At 50.9% G+C, this 21,282-nt stretch carries 17 protein-coding genes and 1 tRNA gene; 5 read left to right on the forward strand and 13 right to left on the reverse strand.

Features of this window, described 5'->3' with window-relative positions:
- Window positions 1-2: 2 nt before the first annotated feature.
- From V7676_RS11290 to V7676_RS11325, 8 genes are all read right to left on the reverse strand, one after another.
- On the reverse strand, window positions 3-2,411 hold the full coding sequence (locus V7676_RS11290; protein WP_335659809.1) for a putative bifunctional diguanylate cyclase/phosphodiesterase: 2,409 nt from the start codon (window positions 2,409-2,411) through the stop codon (window positions 3-5).
- Window positions 2,412-2,540: 129 nt separating this feature from the next.
- Window positions 2,541-3,233, reverse strand: a complete 693-nt coding sequence (locus tag V7676_RS11295; RefSeq protein WP_335659810.1) for a 5'-methylthioadenosine/S-adenosylhomocysteine nucleosidase family protein — start codon at window positions 3,231-3,233, stop codon at window positions 2,541-2,543.
- A gap of 153 nt (window positions 3,234-3,386) precedes the next feature.
- Window positions 3,387-3,758: a 50S ribosomal protein L7/L12 gene (rplL, locus tag V7676_RS11300; RefSeq protein WP_335659811.1), complete on the reverse strand. Its 372-nt coding sequence runs from the start codon at window positions 3,756-3,758 to the stop codon at window positions 3,387-3,389.
- A gap of 45 nt (window positions 3,759-3,803) precedes the next feature.
- Entirely contained in the window at window positions 3,804-4,316 is a 513-nt protein-coding gene (gene rplJ / locus V7676_RS11305) for a 50S ribosomal protein L10 (protein ID WP_335659812.1), read from the reverse strand.
- 405 nt (window positions 4,317-4,721) lie between these two features.
- Window positions 4,722-5,660 (reverse strand): tyrosine-protein phosphatase, encoded by a 939-nt coding sequence (locus V7676_RS11310; RefSeq protein WP_335659813.1) that lies wholly within the window; start codon window positions 5,658-5,660, stop codon window positions 4,722-4,724.
- A gap of 11 nt (window positions 5,661-5,671) precedes the next feature.
- Window positions 5,672-8,329 carry a TonB-dependent receptor gene (locus V7676_RS11315; RefSeq protein ID WP_335659814.1) on the reverse strand — a complete coding sequence of 886 codons (2,658 nt, stop codon included), beginning with the start codon at window positions 8,327-8,329 and terminating at the stop codon, window positions 5,672-5,674.
- A gap of 260 nt (window positions 8,330-8,589) precedes the next feature.
- Window positions 8,590-10,467 (reverse strand): potassium transporter Kup, encoded by a 1,878-nt coding sequence (locus V7676_RS11320; protein ID WP_335659815.1) that lies wholly within the window; start codon window positions 10,465-10,467, stop codon window positions 8,590-8,592.
- Window positions 10,468-11,146: 679 nt separating this feature from the next.
- Window positions 11,147-11,221, reverse strand: a tRNA-Thr gene (locus V7676_RS11325).
- A 111-nt stretch (window positions 11,222-11,332) separates the two neighbouring features.
- On the opposite strand from V7676_RS11325, the gene V7676_RS11330 reads away from it, so the two are divergent.
- Complete coding sequence (locus V7676_RS11330; protein ID WP_335659816.1) at window positions 11,333-11,470, forward strand: hypothetical protein; 138 nt, start codon at window positions 11,333-11,335, stop codon at window positions 11,468-11,470.
- Between the two features lie 7 nt (window positions 11,471-11,477).
- Here V7676_RS11330 and V7676_RS11335 read toward each other — a convergent pair whose 3' ends face one another.
- Both V7676_RS11335 and V7676_RS11340 read right to left on the reverse strand, forming a co-directional pair.
- Window positions 11,478-11,963, reverse strand: a complete 486-nt coding sequence (locus V7676_RS11335; RefSeq protein WP_335659818.1) for an acyl-CoA thioesterase — start codon at window positions 11,961-11,963, stop codon at window positions 11,478-11,480.
- Between the two features lie 82 nt (window positions 11,964-12,045).
- A complete protein-coding gene (locus V7676_RS11340) occupies window positions 12,046-13,827 on the reverse strand; it encodes an aminopeptidase P family protein (protein WP_335659888.1) in 1,782 nt (593 codons plus the stop codon).
- 182 nt (window positions 13,828-14,009) lie between these two features.
- On the opposite strand from V7676_RS11340, the gene V7676_RS11345 reads away from it, so the two are divergent.
- Window positions 14,010-16,085: a S9 family peptidase gene (locus tag V7676_RS11345; protein ID WP_335659889.1), complete on the forward strand. Its 2,076-nt coding sequence runs from the start codon at window positions 14,010-14,012 to the stop codon at window positions 16,083-16,085.
- The gene (locus tag V7676_RS11350; RefSeq protein WP_335659819.1) at window positions 16,082-16,480 is read left to right on the forward strand and encodes an acyl-CoA thioesterase; all 399 of its coding nucleotides are present in this window, start codon (window positions 16,082-16,084) and stop codon (window positions 16,478-16,480) included. The genes V7676_RS11345 and V7676_RS11350 overlap by 4 nt, the downstream gene beginning before the upstream one ends.
- A gap of 4 nt (window positions 16,481-16,484) precedes the next feature.
- Here the strand turns inward: V7676_RS11350 and V7676_RS11355 are convergent, their stop codons facing one another.
- Genes V7676_RS11355 through hemC form a run of 3 tightly spaced genes read right to left on the reverse strand, consistent with a single transcriptional unit; the run spans window position 16,485 to window position 19,136 of the window.
- Window positions 16,485-17,447 carry a mitofilin family membrane protein gene (locus V7676_RS11355; protein ID WP_335659820.1) on the reverse strand — a complete coding sequence of 321 codons (963 nt, stop codon included), beginning with the start codon at window positions 17,445-17,447 and terminating at the stop codon, window positions 16,485-16,487.
- A gap of 49 nt (window positions 17,448-17,496) precedes the next feature.
- The gene (locus V7676_RS11360; protein ID WP_335659821.1) at window positions 17,497-18,180 is read right to left on the reverse strand and encodes a uroporphyrinogen-III synthase; all 684 of its coding nucleotides are present in this window, start codon (window positions 18,178-18,180) and stop codon (window positions 17,497-17,499) included.
- Entirely contained in the window at window positions 18,177-19,136 is a 960-nt protein-coding gene (hemC, locus tag V7676_RS11365) for a hydroxymethylbilane synthase (protein WP_335659822.1), read from the reverse strand. Before hemC ends, V7676_RS11360 begins: the two co-directional genes overlap by 4 nt.
- A 41-nt stretch (window positions 19,137-19,177) precedes the next feature.
- Between hemC and tsaD the strand changes: the two genes are divergently transcribed.
- Together tsaD and V7676_RS11375 are read left to right on the forward strand one after the other, a co-directional pair.
- A complete protein-coding gene (gene tsaD / locus V7676_RS11370; RefSeq protein WP_335659823.1) occupies window positions 19,178-20,212 on the forward strand; it encodes a tRNA (adenosine(37)-N6)-threonylcarbamoyltransferase complex transferase subunit TsaD in 1,035 nt (344 codons plus the stop codon).
- Entirely contained in the window at window positions 20,209-21,204 is a 996-nt protein-coding gene (locus V7676_RS11375) for an NAD(P)H-dependent glycerol-3-phosphate dehydrogenase (RefSeq protein WP_335659824.1), read from the forward strand. Before tsaD ends, V7676_RS11375 begins: the two co-directional genes overlap by 4 nt.
- Window positions 21,205-21,282: the final 78 nt, after the last annotated feature.

The following is a 21,282-nucleotide window of genomic DNA, read 5'->3' on the forward strand; positions in this document are numbered from 1 at the left end:
ACTTAGCCGGTTTTCTTCCGCTCAATCTTTGCTAAATGTCTGGCAGGTGGGTGTTCAGCACTTTGTTGACCAATTTCGGTGATCCTGACATCTTTATCGTTGTTTCGCACAACGCGCCCCGCTACATTCGCCGCTGGCATTGCTTGGCTGAACAAATAGCCCTGCACTTGAACACAGCCCTCTTGTCTCAGTTGTTGAAGCTGATCGTCGCGTTCGACACCCTCAGCCGTTGTTACCATGCCTAGGCTGGACGCAAGACCGGTCACCGCCCGAATAATCGCCCGGCTATCTTCACGGCTATCCACTTCCTCAACGAAGCAGCGATCAATCTTGATCTTGTCAAACGGGAAGCTGCGCAAATAGTTCAGCGAGCTATAACCAGTACCAAAATCATCCAGCGCAATACGCACGCCCAGCGAACGGATTTTGTGGAGCAATTCCACATTGGACTGGTTATCGTTCATCAGCACTGATTCCGTGATTTCCAGCTCCAACCGGTGCGGCGCGACACCGGTCGCGGCCAACGCGTTGATAATAGTCGGCATAAGATTGGGACTGCGCATCTGGGCCGGGGATAAGTTCACCGCTACCGTCAGATGTTCTGGCCAATTGGCGACCTCATACAAAGCCGATCGTACGACCCATTCGCCAAGCTGAACAATCAGACCGGTCTCCTCAGCCACTGGGATGAACACATCCGGCATGATCATACCTTTTTCACTATGGTGCCAGCGAAGTAGGGCTTCATAGCCGATTGTCTCATTGGTCTCGATATTCACCAATGGCTGGTAATAAAGCTCTAGTTCGTTGCGCTTCAACGCGCCGCGCAAATCCATTTCGATATTACGTCGATCCTGAACCGCCTCATGCATCGACAGTTCAAAAACAGAAGCGCAGCCACGCCCATTTTCCTTCGCGTGATACAAAGCAATATCGGCATGTTTGATCAGCTCTTCGCAGCTATTCTCGTTTTCGGATGCTAACGCTATTCCGATGCTGACACCGGTAGCAACCGGCTGTCCTTCAACCATCACTGGTTGTGAGAGTTTCTCGATAATATTAGCGGCGATTTGCATGGCCTCCTCACGCGAACCGACATTGCGTAATAAAATAGCAAATTCATCGCCGCCCAGACGCGCTACAACATTTTCAATACCAATATTATTTTCCAAGCGATTGGCGACAGCTTTCAGCACCAGGTCTCCTGCGCCATGTCCCAATGTGTCGTTGATCGTTTTGAAATGATCAAGGTCCAAATATAGCATGGCCAGTTTCTGATCACCCCTCATTCGGCTGATAGAACGTTGCAGCGATTCATTGAACAGGGCCCGGTTTGGCAGGTCCGTCAGGCTATCAAAATGGGCCAAATGAGCAACCCGCGCCTCCGCCTTTTTGGCGTTTGTGATATCAGCGGCGACACCACGTATATGCCGACTTTCCCCGTCGGCTGTCTTGATCCGTCGACCGGAAAGTTTCCACCAGCATTCTTTCCCGCCAATTATTATAGGAATATGGATATCCCGAAATGCCTGACCCGACGCCAGACTATGAGAAAGCTGATTGCGCTCGGTTGATTCTTCGAACAAATCAATCAGCGATAAATTACGTAAATCGCGTATTTCCATGCCTACTGCCGCAGCGAAACGCGCCGATGGGTTGACAATCAAATGATCCCCATTCACTTCCCACAGCCAATCAGAGCTTTGCTCTGCATAATCGTGCAGCAAAAGTTGTACGGTTTCAGCCGCGTCCTTTTGCTTGGCCGCATGCAAATGACGCTGGACAAAGTTAAAGAAGAACAGCCGGTAAATATAGTCGATACAAAGCGCGAAAAAGACCAGAAATATCGCTGTGCTGATGCCTCCATAGCCTTTAGCAACGATGAATGCGGTCCCATAACATAGTGTGGTGATCAATAAATTATAGGTCTGCGCGCGAGGAATACTACCAAAAACGAAACCGCCCAAAACCAAACTACCTATCGCCAATATCGCAATATCCAAACTATAAGGGATTTGACCAAAAGCGACCGGGAGAGCCAATGCACAAGAAAAGCCGAGGCTAATTATAATGCTTTCGGTAAGGATGCTCTTAACAGCTACCTTATAGTCCACCGTATTGGGATCCAAAGCGGCCTGACGAAAATAGTTCCGAACGCTCATAAATGCCGCAACGGCCACGTAGAAACAGCCCGCCGCTATAAATACCGGTTCCGCAAAAGTGAATAGCAGGACGACGGCATAGATGATCAGAGGCAAAGTTATTAAGGCGCCAATTCGCGATATCTGGCTGAAGGATTTAAGCTGTTCGCGGGCGACAAGTTCGGTGGCCTCATGATCAGCATTAATCTTGAAGTTCCACACCTTTTTCTGCATCCCCAGCAACCGCTGCAGAGTAATAGTCTCTCCCATACGTACCTCGATTTACCCGATGTTACAAATAGTCAACGGACATTAGCTAAATGGCCTTTTCATAAAGTTAACGACGGTAAATGACGTTTTAATTTAAGGCCTAATAGGAAATTCTCGACAATTAAATATTCATATGAGCGTCAGAAATTCAGTGGCAGCATCTGCTGCACGTTTTGCCGCCACCTCAAGGTTCGTATGAAAGTCTCCCGAGCTCTCTCCGTTCGCATTATCGGTCGTCGCTTTAATCCCGGCCCATGGAACATTGAGCAATTTTGCCATTTGGGCCAATGCGGCAGTTTCCATATCTACCAGATCAGTTTTCAACACATCACGCAAATAGGTCGAGCGATCGGGGCATTTCACAAACATATCAGCCGTTGCGATACGAGCTTTGGGCAAGTTCAATGATTCAGGAATAGGATGCGATTGAAAGGGCATCCAATTAGAAGGGCCCATTGGCCATGTCCCTGCATTATAATGGGTAAAACCATGATGGCCGTTTGAATTTTCCAGCGTGCCATAATCGGCCTGCAGCGCTTCATGCAGATAAAAACAGTTACCTTCCAAGTTGCTGACCTGTCCGGCTGTGCCGATGATCAGAAACAGGTCTGGTGCAAAGCTGTTATATAAATGCATTGTTGCTGCCGCCGCATGAACTTTGCCGATACCGGGGCACAAGATTGCAATCTGCTTACCGGCATGTTCCACCTGACGTACTGGAGCCAACGGCGTGTTAGTGACTTTGGAAGGATGGTCGGGCAAAAAGGCATCGGCTTCGTCGATAACGCCTGTGATGACGGCGATATTTTTGAAGTCACTCATGAAAACTCACCTTGAAACATATCCTGCGCCTTGATCATAAGTATCCTTTAGCGGCCCATGGGTGATCCAATTAACATAAATTATGCCACAAATGAAAAAAGGTGGCTTCCAGACCGGAAGCCACCCTTTAATCTTTTCAATAAACCAAAAGGCTTATTTCAGTTCAACGGTACCGCCAGCTGCTTCAATCTTGCCTTTGATTTCTTCAGCTTCAGCTTTGTTGACGCCTTCTTTAATTGCTTTAGGCGCGCTTTCCACGAGTGCTTTCGCATCGGTCAAGCCAAGCTGGGTAATTGCACGAACTTCTTTAATCACCTGGATTTTCTTGCCGCCATCACCGGTCAGGATAACGTCAAATTCGGTCTGCTCTTCAGCAGCTTCGCCTGCAGCAGCAGCCGGTCCGGCAACTGCAACAGCAGCGGCAGCAGAAACGCCCCACTCTTCTTCAAGTGCTTTGGACAGTTCAGCCGCTTCCATAACGGTGAGTTTCGATAGTTCTTCAACCAATTTAGCAATATCAGCCATTTTAAATATACTCCAAATTTCTAATTAAATTAAATTACGTGTAAATCATTCACCCGTAGCGGCAAAAGCGCCGACTACACGTGCGAGGCTGCTTGCCGGCTCAACCAGAACACGAGCGATTTTGGTTGCTGGTGCTTGAAGCAGTCCAACAATCGTTCCGCGCAGTTCGTCGAGAGAAGGCATAGAGGCCAGCGATTTAACGCCTGCTTCGTCAAGAAGGGTATCACCCATTGCGCCGCCAATAATCTCAAGACGATCATTGGTTTTTGCAAATTCAACTGCGATTTTCGCAGCTGCCACCGGATCATCCGATGTGGCAAGAGCGACAGGCCCCGTTAGCAAATCTGCTAATGGTGCATAGTCGGTTCCTTCCAGAGCCAGCTTGGCAAGGCGGTTTTTAGAGACTTTGAAGCTTGCACCGGCTTCCCGCATCTTTCCACGCAACTCAGTAGACTGAGCCACGGTGAGACCCAGATTGCGTGTTACCACGACAACCCCGGCTTCTTTGAAAGTCGCGTTTAGCGCAGCAACGGCTTCGGTCTTTTGACCACGATCCATATTTTGCTCCTTCACGTGGATTGCATTTTTGAAACGCAATCCGCTTTCTTCAATTACATCATTCCGGCGCGAACCAGAACAACGAGCGAAAGAACTAACCAAAGTCAGTTCTATAGTATCCGAAGGGGGGTTTTGGCTGCGTTGCCGCGATGAATATCGCTGACTGCAAACCCGTGAACCGCCAATTTCTTAATGGCTCACGAAAAAACTGATCCCCGTCTAGGCTGGAAATTAAGAAGGTCAAATTACCTTCACCGGCTGTCTCGGACGGAAATTACGATTCTTTATCGGAACCGCAATTTGTGATGCCGCATTAACGTGACAGGAAAATATGTCAAGAGTTCACAAAATTGAGCATCAAACAGAATCAGCATTGAAAATATTATTAGCGACCGCCCGCGATTCCTAACTAACCAACAGGTTTTTTCTCATCTTCTCCCGAATTGCGGGCGTGACACCTAGTTCCTGTTCAATGAACAGATCAACCGAACCATAGCGTGCTTCAATCGCGGCAAATGCGGTTTCGAGATAATAGGGATCGGATGCCATAAGCGGCTTAACCAACTCTGGAGGAAGTTTTGCCAAAAATGCATAAGCACTATGAGATGATTCTTCTTCCTCTATTTCTTTCAGAAAATCTTGTTTCGTTACCCGCTCCGTCAGTGAATAATCGTAAAGCACTGTTTCCCTAGGAACGCCCAATGCAGTCAACAAAAGAGCCGCCCCCAATCCGGCACGATCCTTTCCAGCAGTACAGTTAAAAGCTAGCGGCACTTCATTCCGAGCCAGAAAACCAAACATCGCCTTATATGATTCCTTATGCTCAAAAGGAAGAATCTTATAGAAACCGGCCATTGAGTCCCGTACTTTTGCAGGAGTCAGTTCCGGATCACTGAACATCTTTGCAATCTGGCCGGGATTCATCGCATAATCGCGTGTCCAGTAATTCACGCTCGACATTTCAATCCACCGCGACGGCGCTTCTTTGCGTTCTTCACTGGTTCTAAAGTCGCAAACAGTCCGCACGCCCAGTTTATCAAGTGTCGCCAAATCATTGGGCGTTAGTTTCGACGGGTCTCCAGAACGGAATAACGTGCGCCAGCGGACATGTCGGCCATCGGCTGTTTTATATCCGCCCAGATCACGAAAATTAACACCGCCTTCAAGATCGAGAACGCGGCGCGGATCAATCGACGTCGCCGTATCGCGTGCTATGCCTTCGACAGTGGCGGATGCAACAACAGTGTTGGCCGTTGGTGCTGCTGCTCCACCAACGGCGGCGCCAGAGACGAACAACAACGCGCTTGAGATCAAGAATAAGTTACGTTTGGATAATTTACGCATAAATATGTCCTTTAATAAGAAAAGCGTAAGCCGAAGAGATAACGAGAGCCGATTTGTTCAACCTCTGAGGGACGAGAACTATCGCCTTCATAAGCAATATAGAGAGCATCTGTGAGATTGGCGGCATCCGCAAAAACCGTTAGATTTTCGTTGATCGCATAGCGCAGGGATATATCCAGATTTTCATATCCTTTGCGAAATTCGCCGCTCCCAGTTCCGCCCAACGTATCAAGCCAGTCGGATCGCCATTGATAGCTGACCCGCGCTGAAAGCCCGTATTTCTCATAATAGAACGAAGCATTAGCAATAGTGTCGGATAGGCCCTGAAAGGCAATATCGGTTGCCTGCACACCATTAATCTCTTGGGTATCAAACTGACCATCAAGGAAAGTCACATTACCCTGAAACCCAAAACCATCTAAAGGTGATGGTAGAAAGGTAAATTGCTGCTGATAGTTAAACTCGACACCATAGAGACGGCCATTCTCGCCATTGAAGGTCGAAGTTAGCAAATAGTTTGAACGATCGATATCACCTGAGTTAAACACACTACTGCCAACCGCCTGTTCACTCTGGTAAAATGGATTGTTAACCCAGCGGTAAAAAGCAGCAACCGACAAAATACCATTGCCGGGTAGATAATATTCCAGACTGCCGTCGACCCCCCATGTATATTCCGACTGCAAGCCAGGATTCCCGCCGCTAATCGTTCCAGGCGAAGCCGTATCGTTAATGGATGCCCCCACCCTTATTGCGCCATAAGCGGGGCGTGAGACGCCGCGCTGACCACTTAAGCGGGCGACAAAATTCTCTCCAAGATCAAAGCGTGCGTTGATACTAGGAAAAATATCCGTGTCGCTGCGGTTGATCGCAAGCGCAGTAGCCACTCCGTCGCTGACCACTGTTCCGGCATTATCGAGTTCATAATGTTCGATCCGCGCGCCAGCGACAATCGACGCACTCCCGATATCGAACGTCGCCATCGCATAGCCGGAAACCAGCTTTTCATCCTGCGCATAGCGATCGGTGATCGGTACATTTTGTGATGGGTCAAACTGACCGGCTGCCTGCAGCAGCGGTAATAGCGTATCAATATCGCGGCGGAGTGCGACATTGTCGACATAGTTGAGCGTGAAGCCTAACGGAAACTGAGTATCCCACGGTCGATCAGTAACATAGCTGTTCACGTCAAAAGCTTGACCAACAGTACCGCCCAAGGCGCCTACATAGGCAACATTGGCAAAGGAAAAATTATTACCCCTGACTTTTCGATCGACATAAAGCGCTCCCGCCGCAAAGCTAATATTTTCCATTTCCTTCGAGAAATCGAGTTTTGCCGTGTAGCTATCAGACACTGTTTCCTGAGAAGCCGCGATCAAAATCGCACCTGGAACGCTCAGTAGTGTTTGGGGTGAAATGTCGAGAAGCGGTCCCCGTGACAGATTCCCCGCGCCGTCGTCGACCGTTTGGTATAATGTCACAACTGGGAAACGTGGATCGCTACGATCGTAGGTTATAGAAGGTGAATCCAGTCCCGCGGTGCTGCTTTGGACGAGCGGCAAATAGCTAGAATTTTCCGTGCGGGTATAGTTGAATTTGCCGGATATTTTCAGGCCATCGCCGTCCTCATATTCGCCGCCGATAAGATTGATGAAATTCCGATTGCGATATTCGCCAAAATTGAAGCTGCCCCGCAACGGCACGCCAACAAGATCTCCATCATCAAGATTACGAACGCCGCTGACGGCACGGTCGAGCCGCAGCTCATATTGATTGCGCTGCTCGTTATCGCTAAATTCTGTAAAAATGGTTGTGCCAAACAACCGTACGCCGTCGGATGGGCGAAACTCTACTCCAGCAAATAAGCCATTATTCCAGCGTTCAAGTTCATATTGACGAATATCAAATTCGGTCGGCCCGAACGTTGCATCTGTGTCATTAGTTTGCTCGTCATAAGCCCCCACTTCGCGGTTGTCGGTAATCTGTTTGCGGCGATAATGGGAACCGCCCGCAACCACACCGAAGCGATCATCCGACCAACTGACGCGGAGCGACCCTTGCCGCTGTTCACCGCCACCTTGGTCCATGAAACCATAACCGAGGTCGCCGGATACATGGAAACCGGATTGATCGAACGGCGAATAGCTTTGAAGATCAATATTTGCCACAATGGCTTCAGCCGTGAGATCGGGCGTCAGTGACTTATTGATGACGAGAGAAGACAAAAGAACCGCTGGCACTGCGTCAAAACGATAGGCGCGAGTATCTCCGCCCTCATCAACACCGATCATCGGAATGCCGTCAATCGAAACGGACGTCCAACGGTTCGGGGCACCGCGAACCTGAATATAGCGTTCCTGCCCTTGATCGCGCTGGACAGCAACAGCGGGAAGTCGTGACAAAGCAGCTGCACTATTTTGATCGGGAAATCTCCCAACAGAATCGGCAGCGGCAACATCGACCAGATTATGTGCTTTCCGCTTCGCTTCAACCGAGGCGCCTTGAGCTGCCACAATCGAACCGGTAACAACGATAACATTGCCATCTTCTGCATTTTCTTCACCGGCAACCTGTGCATTTGCGATGCTTGGCGCGGCCAACATCAAAACCAAACTGATAGTGCCAGCGGAATTTCTATATTTAAAGCTTGGTTGCCGTTTCGATTTCATTTTTTGCCCCTTTGGTGAAAGAGGGCTTTGGTTAGTTTCTAACTGTTTCGTTTTGACAGGGTTTTGATGTCAAATACATGACGTAATGAAGGCGGTCACGGGACACAACCCAATGTTCGCGGTTTAAACACAACCCGCGTGACGGTCGATACAATCTGGTTGTGAGCCAATCCTTTTCAAGGAAACACACGATATGCAGAACTACCCTGAATGTGCGTGCGATGATCGCCAACGACGCGACATAGAGTGTCCTCGGCCGCTCAGATTTCGACCTGAGACCCCATTTCTACCACGCGGTTTGGTGGAATTTTATAGAATATAGTTGCTCTGCCAGCGTTGCGGTTAAGAAACGCAAAGATGCTATTGCTTACCACTGTCAGCAAGCTGCGGGATCGTTTGAAGGCAATTGTTTCCCGGCCTAGATAATAGCTCGCTTGATCAAAATCGAAATCAAGCCCCATTTTCTTGCAGAGCCGCAGTCTACCGGGAACATTGACGCGTTCATTAAACCCGTAATTGAAAGTCACACGATAAAAATTCAAACCGAGCGTTTCAATGATTATCTGTTGGTCAGAAGGAATGATTGCAATCGGATTGATCTCGACATGAAGCAGCATCACATGGTCATGCAGCGTGCGGTTATGCTTGATGTGATGAAGCAAAGAGGTAGGAATTCCCTTGGATAGCGAGGTAAGAAAAATGGCAATTCCCTTCGTTCGAATAATCGAACTTGTCGGCAGATTTTTGACAAAATCGCTTGCTTTTAGTTCACCGTGCTTGGCGGCGCGGCGCAATTTCTTCCGGCCCTGTGCCCAAATCCGCATTAAAGTAAAAATAGATATCCCGACCAAGGCTGGGAACCAACCGCCATCGAAAAACTTCAAGATATTCGCACCGAAATAGGCGAAATCGAGTGGAATGAATATGACCGCTAGGCCGATCAGCAACGCACGGCTCCAACCCCATCCGCGCAATACATAAAGCGTCAGGAATGTGGTGATAACCATATCCATTGCGATGGCCAGCCCGTATGCCGAGGCGAGATTACCCGACGAGCGAAATAGCAATACCAACCCGATGGTTGCCAAAAGCAACATCCAGTTCACAAAGGGAATATATATCTGACCAAATTCCTCGCCATCTGTTTGCACAATTCTCATACGCGGAAGCTGGCCCAATTGCATAGCCTGCCGGGTGAGCGAAAACACGCCCGAAATTACCGCTTGTGATGCAATTACGGTGGCTATCGTCGATAATATAATGAGCGGAATTAGCGCCCATCCAGGAGCGAGATGGAAAAATGGCTGGACGATTTCCTTACTGTCGTAAAGCACCAGCGCTCCTTGCCCAAAATAGTTGAGAAGTAGAGCGGGGAGAACCAGTATAAACCACGCGAGCTTGATTGGCCGCGCACCAAAATGCCCCATGTCTGCATATAGCGTTTCGCCTCCGGTAACTACTAGGAATACCGTGCCAAGCACCATGAAGGCCGTGGCCGGTTCCAAAATGAGGAAATGCAAAGCCCAGCTAGGACTAAGCGCTTGGAGGATTTGCGGTTCCAGCCAAATGCCGCGCAGTCCCAGCAATGCCAAAACCGAGAACCAAAGAACCAGAACGGGGCCGAAAATTCGGCCGATTTTTGCTGTTCCAAGGCGCTGGATCGAAAATAGCCCGATCAAAATTCCAATCGTAAGCGGGATGACAAAGGGAGTGAACGCAGTGGTGACCAGTTCTAGCCCTTCCAGCGCGCTGAGCACTGAAATGGCCGGCGTAATTGCCCCATCTCCGTAGAGCAATGCTGCACCAAACAGCCCCGCCACAACCAGCACAGTGTGCATCCGCGATTTGCGAGATGTTTTGGCCTGCAAAAGCGACACCAAAGCGATAATACCGCCTTCGCCCTCGTTATCCGCCCGCATTACAACGAGCAAATATTTGATCGAAATTACGATGATGAGCGACCAGGTAATCATCGACAATACGCCGAAAATATGAACCCGCGAAACATCAAGATGTGCGAGGCCCAGAAAGCTTTCGCGAAATGCATAAAGCGGACTAGTACCAATATCGCCGAATACTATACCCAGCGCAGCCAGTGTTGCGGGAAGCAGTTTTTTGTCATCATGTTGATCAGTCATGTCGTTAAAATTTATCGAGATTGCGGAAGAAATTGGAATGGCTAAACCTTTTCCAATTTTGCATTCTTAAAGGGACTGACAAAGATGCTGTGTTTATCCGAGTCACGTATTTATCTCCCAGCATGTTTTCATCCCTTAAATTTCATCTCTGCCAATAGTCAATCTCACGAACAAGGTACGTTCGTTCGCCGTGATTTTCTGGCCATATGCTAAATTTTACATGTGTAGAAGGAGTAAAACATCATAAAATATGCTTTTGGAACAAAGTATACAACGTCGTGCTTTCCGCTCAAATCGCTACGTACCAAGCGAGCATAAGCGGATCGAGTTTCAGGTCATTTGTTGCCGTTCATTTGTAGATGAACAAATGCCCATTTAACGAATATCAATTCCAAAAGAGACCCGTTTAGGCTACCCTAAATAACAAACTTCGAATTGAGATATTTGACCATGTTAGCTTGGAAGCACTCCTACGCAAGGGCTGATATCTTTTCTGTGCTAAGGTTTATATTTGGTACAGGCAGTGATGTAGGGAACCCAAAATAGATAGTATTTCTTAATGATGGCTCGCACATTATGATGCTCCGCTATCGGCATAGTATCACTCACGCCCTACCCAACCACGCATGAAGCTTTGCGCAGTTCCCGTAGGAAACCGATTTTCACTAAACTGAATGAATGGTGCTGCTAGGGAGAATTGAACTCCCGGCCTCGTCATTACCAATGACGCGCTCTACCACTGAGCTACAGCAGCACTTGTTTCATCGCAGGAGCCATCTGCTCCAAGCCACGCGCCTATGGCGAAATGATTAAGGACTTGTCAAGCGATGTTGCATTTTTGATGATATACTGGCAGATATTCCCCATGCCAAAACCACAATCACCGACCGAGAAACAGCGCAAGGAAGCCGCAAAGGCCGCACGTCTGTCCGAGCAGCTGCGCGCCAATTTACGGCGGCGCAAAACACAGGCCAAGGTTTTAAATGAAGATAGTGCGAATTAATGCCTAGCTAAGCCGAAATGACCGCCCTTTCTGGCTCGATCATCTCAAATTCGGTCACTGCAGCGACAAAGCTTTTTGCCAAAGGCGCAACCTGCTTGGTCGCCGAATCAAACCAGACATAAGTTAGTCTCATCACATTGAGAAGCTCGTCCTCGCGCACAATATGGACCAATGCGGAATAGCTGGTCCGGCCGAATCGGCTAATCCGGATACACACATCGATAAGATCGTCCGCCTTGGCCGGGGCAAGAAACTCCACATCGGCATGGCGCACCCAATTATCGCCGCCGAAAAGCTCATTAAACTTGCCTAGCGAATCTTCGTTGCCCGTAGCACCGACCAACGCCCGAAAATATTCGGTGACACCGACATCGGCAAGGGCGAGATAATTGGCATTAAATACAATGCCCTGCATGTCCGCTTCGGAATAGCGCACACGGACCGGTGTGATCAGGCGAAAGCCGGTGCGGGGATCTTGATTTTCTAGGTTCATTCTTTCGTCCGTCATCCTGAAACATAGCAGCCCGATTCCGAATCAATTTCAGGGTGAAGGACCATTTATATTAGGCAGTCAGTTACAAGGGCGCGCATTGCTCCTTGAGCCAATCAAGCGCGTCACCGTTAATCTGCGGTCCCACAACGGCCATCACCTGTGCATGATAATCATCGACCCATTGGCGTTGGCTATCCGACAACATAGCGACGTCGATCAATCGCCGGTCCAGCGGCGCAAAGGTCAATGTTTCGAAACCAAGCATGTCTTGCTCAGCACCGGCAACCTCGCGCTGCTCGACAAGGATCAGATTCTCGATGCGGATGCCAAAACTATTATCCTTATAATAACCCGGTTCGTTAGAGCAGATCATACCCTCGACGAGCGGCTCGGCAAAGCCGCCAAAGGGTGCGATGCGCTGAGGCCCCTCATGCACCGACAGATAAGCACCTACACCATGACCGGTCCCATGCGCATAATCAACGCCGTCGGCCCATAGATATTGCCGCGCCAATATATCGAGCTGTCCGCCCGAAGTCCCTTTGGGGAAAACCGCCTGTGCGAGCGCAATATGCCCTTGCAAAACTTGCGTGTAACGTTTGATCATCTCCCCCGTGGGTTCACCGACCGCCATTGTGCGGGTCACGTCGGTAGTGCCATCACGATATTGTCCGCCGCTATCGACCAGATAAAGCGTGCCGTTTTCAATCTTGCGATTGGTTTCCTCATTCACGCTATAGTGGCATAGCGCGCCATTGGGACCGGCGCCCGAGATAGTACGGAATGACAAATCCTTAAGCTTGTCCGATTGCCCACGAAATTCCGCGAGCTTCGCCGCAACGGATAATTCGTCCTGACCGCCCTTAGGCGCTTCCTGTGAAAACCAATGGAGAAACTGGCTCAGCGCAGCGCCATCGCGTGCCTGTGCTGCTTTATGGCCATTGACTTCAGTTTCATTCTTGATCGCTTTGGCCAATATTGTCGGGTCGCGTTTCTTGACAATTTGGGCACCGGCGCCTTCGAGCTGTCCGAATATAGCCGCCACCGATCGCTCTGGGTCAACGCCGATTTTCTGGCCCTTATATTCCGTCAGCGCATCGGGAAATTCGCTATAATCCCGCAAAGCCACCGCATTGCCCAAATGTACGCGCACATCATCGGTTAGTTTTTCCGGCGCAACGAACAATTCCGCACTGCCATCCGCTTTAACAATTGCATAGCCGCGCGGAACCGGCGTGTTGGATATATCTTTCCCGCGAATATTAAACGCCCATGCGACAGAATCGAGCGCAGCGATAACCGTTGCGTCCAGTCCTTCGTCTTTCAGCCACGCAGCAATATCCGCCCGCTTGTCAGTTGCGCTTTTGCCGGAAAATTCATCTGGCTGCACATCGAGCTTGGCCAGCGATGGTTGTGGCTGGTCTTCCCAAACGGCATCAATGGGGTTGGCCTTTACAGCGACCAATTTAGCCTTCTTCTTCGCCAGCGTCGCTTCTGCTGATTTCGCCCAATCCTGCGTATGCAGCCATGCGTCATAGCCGATAGACGAGCCTTCAGGGGCGTTCGCGCCCAGCCAGTCGATCATCGTTTGATCGCTGGTGCCCACATATTCATATAGATTACCATCAACCTGATCGCGAACCTGAATGGTATAGCGCCCATCAACGAACATGGCGGCCTTGTCTTTCAACACAATTGCCGAGCCTGCTGATCCACCAAAACCGGTCAACCACGTCAGACGCTGGGCATAATCGCCGACATATTCGCTCATATGCTCGTCACATATTGGCACGACAAATCCGTCGAGACCATCTTTCGCCATTTGCTCGCGCAGGGCGACAAGCCTTGCTTCATAGGTGGACATCAACATTGGCTGCGAAACTCCTTGAATTAGCTTGTTAGCAAACACATAGGTGTTTCAGACGATTTCCGCCACCGCTTTCACTGATAAGAGGCGTTATGAAACAGCTATTTTCACTGCTTTTATTGGCCGCGAGTCTGGCCGCATCTCCCGCTTTCGCAGAATCTGGAACAACAGAAGAGACCATGACAAAAAAACTTGAAAAACCTCCGGTTGCCGAACAGCGGCCTCATAGTTACGAACGCCATGGCCATATCATCAATGACCCCTATCACTGGCTCAAAGACCAAAGCTATCCCACGGTGGATGACAAGGATGTGCTCGACTATCTGAAAGCAGAGAATCAGTGGTTTGAACAGAATATGGAAGGCCAAAAGGCGCTGACCAAGGCTTTGTTCACCGAAATGAAGGCACGGATCAAAGAAGATGAAAGCTCGGTCCCGCAAAAAGACGGTGACTGGATTTATTGGGCCAAATTTGAAGAAGGTATGCAGTATAAGCAGCATTACCGAAAGCCCGCCGCCGGTGGTGCTGACCAGCTGATGCTCGATGAAAATGAGCTGGCCAAGGACAAAGAATATTTCCGGTTAGGCGCCATGTCCGTCTCTCCCGATGGAAAATTAATGGCGTTTTCCGTTGATGATACCGGCGGGGAACGGTTTGATGTGCGGATCAAAAATCTCGAAACAGGAAAACTGTTGCCGGATATTATTCCCGGCACCCTTTCCAGTCTGGTCTGGTCGGCAGATTCGACAAAACTGCTTTACGGCTTGGCCAACGCCAATTGGCGGACCGACAATGCCCGCATGCATGTCATCGGTAGTGATCCGGAAGATGATATCGAACTATATAAGGAAGAACAGGACGGTTTTACGGTTGGCATTGGTCTTACCAACTCGGAAAAATATATTGTCATAGCGACCGGCGACAATGAAACCAGTGAAGTACGGCTGGTTCCCACGGACAACCCGACAGCGGAACAGTTGCTGATTTCTCCCCGCAAAAAGGGCCGTGAATATTCGGTCGAGGAGCATGACGGAAAACTCTATATCCTGACCAATGACAATCACGTGAATTTCCGGTTGGCGACGGCGACTTTGGATAAGCCTGCCAAATGGACAACATTAATTGCTGGATCGGATGATTTCTACCTCACCGATATGACGCCTTTCAAGGATTTTTATGTCACCGAGGGCCGCGAGAATGGCCTCGATCAAGTCGAAATCCGCTCCTATGCTGAGCCAGCCAAAGTGGAACGGATTGCTTTTCCCGAAGCCAGTTATAGCGCTGGGTTAGACGATAATCCGGAATATGCTGTGAGCAAGTTGCGGCTTGGCTATGAATCGATGGTCACACCCGATACGGTTTTTGATTATCATCTCGCCGACAAAAAACTTGAAACCCTGAAGGTGCAGGAAATTCCGTCCGGCTATAACGCCAGCCAATATGTAACAGAACGCCTGACCATCAAGGCGCGCGACGGCACCATGGTGCCGGTATCACTGGTTTACAAAAATGGCACCAAGATGGACGGCTCTGCGCCGCTGCACCTTTATTCCTATGGTGCTTATGGCTATGCGGTCCCGCCAAGCTTTTCGACGACGCGGCTATCGCTCGTTGACCGCGGTTTTGTCTATGCCATTGCCCATATTCGCGGCGGCGATGATCTGGGTCGCAACTGGTATCTGCAGGGCAAACTGATGCAGCGGACCAATACGTTCAACGATTTTGTCGATGTCGCCAAGGGACTGGCCGACAAAGGCTATACTGCCGAGGGACGGATCAGCGCTTCGGGCGGTTCGGCTGGCGGTGAGTTGATGGGCGCAATCGTCAATAGCGATCCTAACCTGTGGGGCGCGATTGTCGCCCATGTGCCCTTTGTCGATGTGCTCAATACGATGCAGGATGAAAGCCTGCCGCTCACCCCCGGTGAGTGGCCGGAATGGGGCAATCCGATTACCGATAAAACGGCCTTTGAATATATCCACAGCTATTCGCCTTATGATCGGGTCAGTGCGCACGATTATCCGCCAATGCTGATTACCGGCGGATTAAATGATCCCCGTGTAACCTATTGGGAACCCGCAAAATGGGCTGCCAAGCTGCGCGCGACCAAAACGGATGATAATATCCTATTGCTGAAAACCAATATGGGTGCTGGCCATGGCGGAAAATCAGGCCGCTGGAACCGGATTGAAGAAACTGCAGAAGAATTTGCCTTCATCCTTTGGCAAATGGGTGTGACAGATTCCAAAAAATGAGCGACTTTTTCCTCGAAATATTAGCGCAGCCGGACGATATTGACGAGCTAGGTCATGTCAATAACGCCGTCTGGGTGCGCTGGATTCAGGAAATGGCTACAGCGCATTGGAACGCCATTGCCCCACCGGAATATGTGGAACGCTATACCTGGGTCGTCAGCCGGCATGAGATTGACTATCGCGGCAATGTCATCGCTGGCGAGACTGTGACGGGCCGGACATGGATATCCGATCCGCCTAAAGGGGCGCGTTTCTGGCGCAATGTCAGCTTCACCGGCCCAGATGGCAAATTAAAGGTCTCCGCCAAAACCAATTGGGCGATTATCGATCAGCAAAGCGGCAGGCCCGTCCGTGTCCCTCAGGAACTTGCCGATCTGTTCTTGTCAAAAAACTGAAGGTTTAAGGCGCCGGTATCGGCGTTACCGGAGCGAGCGGTGACGGTTGATCAACACGCGCTCCATCTGCTGCACGCAATTGTTGAGGCTCCAATATGGCCGCCGTTTCAATCACGTCCAAAGCCCGCCTTGCTTCATTATAACGCCGTGCCTTTTCCATCCATTTCGCTACCAACTCATCGCCGCCGTCAATGCCTGGCAACTTGTCGATCTCTGCAATAGCGGCATCGACATTGCCATTTTCAACATAGCGTTTGGCACGATCGAGGCGTTGTTGCGGCGCAGGAGAAGGCGTTCCATCCCGGCGGATGACGAAAAGTTCAGATAATTCACGCTTAAAATCTGACCAGAAACCTTCACCGCTTGATCCACTCGTCAGTGCAGGGCCGATATCGTCCAATCCCGCCGACAATTCTTCATGTGTCACGGGCTCTCTCGATGCATTAACAATAGTCGTCACAGCCTTTGGCTGTGCATCGCCGAAACGCAAGCGAAGCTGCGCTTCAATATAACCGAGCGGTGATCCACGATCGAGCGCGCGGCGGGCGGCAAATGCAATCAACAAGCCTTCCGCTCGTGCCGCATTGCCAGATGCAGCTTGCGCCTGAACGTCGATTCGCGACAACCGGTCCTCCAGACCAGCAACCCGCGCTGCCAAGGCGCGTTCCTTAACCGAAGTTATGACACTCCCATCCGCTAATGGCGCTTTGACTGTTGCTGGAGGAAGCACCCTGCCGTCGGCATCGATTCTTTTCGCCAAAGCCGTTGCCGGATCAACTGATGCAGAATTTTCGCTTGCCACTGCGACAGCGGTTTCTTCGTCGCTGCCAAACAAATTATAGCGCGACAACAGCCAACCCGTCAGAATCGCGCCACCGATAAAAGCGACGATCATCAGGACCAGTATATTCCGGGTCAAATTGCTTTTAGCATCCGAAGATGCGATTTTTTCATAGTCCCGGCTCATTCAACTTCCTTAAATAGGTCGTGCAGGATCTGCGCGCTTACCCATGTCTCTATGACAGACATAGTCGCCCTGCCAAAGACAGTAAAGCATCGTCCGTGGGCTGCTCCGCCGCCTGCACGCTTTTCCAACCGGTTCCAGCTGCTTTCGCGATTTTGGGAGACAGGGCCGCGATATGATTGATAGATCGGTCAAGCCCCAACCGTTCCATCTCCTCCATCACAGTTTTCCCGGCTCTGGCGGAATGAAGCACTACCACATGGCCCTGCTGTAACGCGGCCTGCGCCATTTCTCCCAACGGTAAAGCGCGGGATTGATAAACGCAGCACTGCTTGATGCTGTGCTCCGTTTGCACCAGTTTAATGTGATCCTTACCCATCAAACGCAAAATATTCGGATATCGGTCTGTCGCAACTGAACGCAGCAGTTCCTCTGCTCCGCCATTGCCAGACATTATAACGTCAAGTCCGGCATTCCGAGCAGCCTGCGCGGTCGCTTCACCAACGGCCAGCACGGGCAAATGCTGATATTGACCTAGGACGGAACCGGCATATTGGACAGCATTGGCACTGGTGAGCATCAAAGCATCAAAGTCCGAAGCTGGCGGCGCTGTCCAAGCCATAGGTTCAATCACAAATAATGGATCGACAATAGGATGCAGCCCATGATCTTTTGCGCGCCGTGCAGTTTCCTGCCCACCCGTGATCGGCCGTAAAATCAGAACAGAGAGCGTCATCGCCCAAAGATGGCTTGCAACTCTGCGCCTGCCTTACCCAATAAAGTCGCGGCCAGCCGTCCCGGAGCAGTAACATCACCGCTATCAAAATCCGAATATCCCGCGACATGTTCGCTGCCGTCCGGCAACAATATCTCCGCGCGCAAATGGATTATGACGCCGTCAATCGTCGCCAATGCGGCTACCGGACTGTGGCAATCCGCCGTCAGTTCTTTGAGGAATAATCTCTCCGCCACGACCGCCCGGTAAGTTTGGGTATGGGATATAGCTTTCAACAAGCTGCGGACATCATGGGCCGCAGACAAAGTCTCGATACCAATAGCGCCTTGTGCGGGGGCGGGGAGCATGATGTTGTCGGGAATCTCTCGTCCAATATCACCCATGTCGAGCCGCTCAAGCCCGGCAGCGGCCAATAAGGTCGCGGCAAATTCGCCTTCGGCAATCCTTTTCAGCCGCGTCTGGACATTCCCGCGAATAAGACGGATGTCGAGATCGCTGCGCTGGCGCAATAATTGCGCTTTGCGGCGCGGCGAGGCACTGCCCACGATCGCGCCCTGCGGCAATGCATCCAAACTATCTGCACCAATGAGCCGGTCGTGAACATCGGCGCGCTCTAACATTGCGGCGATGGTAAAACCATCGGGCCGCAATGTTTCCACATCTTTCATGCTATGCACAGCGCAATCAATATCACCGTCATGCAAGGCCCGGTCGAGTTCCTTGGTCCAAAGCGCTTTGCCGCCGACATCGGCCAGCGCGCGATCTTGAATTTTGTCGCCACTTGCGATCATCGGCACCAGTTCGACCTGTTCCGGTCGCCAGCCATGGGCAGATAATATCGCCTTGGCTGCCATTTCAGCCTGCGCCATCGCAAGCGGCGATTGACGTGTACCGATCCGCAACGGCCGATCTATTCCGGCAAGGATTTCCTGTTTACTATCAGCATTTCGTGTCATGACCCTTGTCCTAATCCCACCATGGCTTAAGTGAAAGAATTATGAGTATAATTTTGGGAATAGAATCAAGCTGCGATGAAACGGCAGCGGCATTGGTCACGTCAAACCGGAAGATTTTGGCCCATAAGCTTGCGGGTCAGGAAGCGGCCCACGCGCCATTTGGCGGTGTCGTACCCGAAATCGCGGCCCGTGCCCACGCTGAGATATTGACCCCGCTTGTCGAAGCCGCTCTGGCCGAAGCTGAATTAACACTCGACCAAGTGGATGCGATTGCCGCCACTGCTGGACCCGGCCTGATCGGCGGCGTGATGGTCGGATTAGTGACAGGCAAAGCACTTGCCATGGCTGCGGGAAAGCCGCTGGTGGCGGTCAATCATCTGGAAGGCCATGCACTTTCCCCCCGTCTTGCCAATCCCGATCTGACTTATCCCTATTTACTATTGCTGGTCTCTGGCGGTCATTGTCAGATATTGCTGGTCGAGGGCGTTGGACAATATCGTAGATTAGCGACAACCATTGATGATGCCGCTGGCGAAGCTTTTGACAAAACCGCAAAAATATTGGGTCTGGGCTATCCCGGCGGGCCAAAGGTAGAAGAACTGGCAAAAAGCGGTGATGCTGATGCGGTTCCCCTCCCTCGCCCGCTTAAAGGTTCGAAAGAACCGCATTTTTCTTTCGCTGGCCTGAAAAGCGCGGTCGTTCGGGCCCATCAGAGCGGTACGTATAAGCCGGAAGATATTGCCGCCGCCTTTCAGCAAGCAACCGTCGATTGCCTGAAAGACCGTTTGGAAAAAGCGATTCGCGATCATGGCACCGCACCCTATCTGGTGGTTGCCGGCGGCGTCGCAGCGAACAGCGCGATTCGGTCTATGCTCGAACAGCTTGCCAGCGAATATGACATGCAATTTACCGCGCCGCCTTTGTGGCTATGTACGGACAATGCAGCGATGATTGCATGGGCTGGTGCCGAACGCTTTGCATCAGGCCTAACCGATCCCCTTGATTTTGTTGCGCGGCCGCGCTGGCCTCTCGATCCAAATGCTGAAAAAGCCCGCGGGGCAGGAGTGAAGGCATGAATATGACAAAAGCAAAAATTGGTGTTGTTGGCGCGGGTGCCTGGGGTACTGCACTGGCCCAGATATTATCAGAAGGGCAGGACGAACTGCTGCTTTGGGCGCGCGAGCCGGAGGTTGTTTCGCAAATTAATGACAGCCATGAAAATCAGGCTTTTTTACCCGGCCATCCGCTGCGGAAAAATATTCGTGCCACCACGGATATGGGCGAGCTGACAGCATGTGAAGCCTTGCTGATCGTCACACCTGCCCAGCACTTACGAGCGAGTTTAAAAGCATTGCCCGATAACGACGCAGCAATCATCTTATGCAGCAAAGGCATTGAAGAAGACAGCCAGAAGCTGATGAGCGAAGTTATTAACGAGTTGCGTCCCGATAGCCCCTTGGCTGTCCTCTCCGGCCCGACATTTGCGCATGAAGTGGCACAAGGGCTTCCCACCGCCTTGACCTTGGCCTGTGACAGTCGGGCGCTATGGGAGCGGCTTAATCCGCTCATCTCCAAACCCTCATTCCGGCCCTATTTTTCAGACGATATTGCCGGTGCGGAAATTGGCGGTGCGGTTAAAAATGTTCTCGCCATTGGTTGCGGTGTGGTTGAGGGGGCTGGCCTTGGCCAAAATGCCCGCGCTTCGATTATCAGCCGCGGCTTTGCCGAAATGCTTCGCTATGGAGCAGCGCGCGGCGCTCGCGCAGAAACTTTGTCCGGGCTTTGCGGGTTGGGTGATCTTGTATTAACCTGTTCATCAACCAGTTCGCGCAATTTTTCGCTGGGAAAAGGGCTCGGCGAAGGCAAATCAGCGGATATACTTTTATCGGACCGCACGACTGTAGCCGAAGGTGCCTTTACCGCACCAGTGCTGCAGCGTGATGCAAAAGCGCGGGCCATTGACATGCCCATTGTTGACGCGGTTTGCGCGCTGCTTGCCGGGGAAAGCGATTCCCGGACCATTGTCGGACAACTTATGGGACGCCCGCTGGTGTCAGAGCACCGCTAGCACAAAAGATGACAAGCCGGATTGAGTGCGGTAAAGCCCGACGTTGGATTATATACCCCTATTTATAAATCGCCTTAC

The sequence above is a fragment of the Parasphingorhabdus sp. genome, from assembly GCF_036963805.1.
Classification (GTDB): domain Bacteria; phylum Pseudomonadota; class Alphaproteobacteria; order Sphingomonadales; family Sphingomonadaceae; genus Parasphingorhabdus.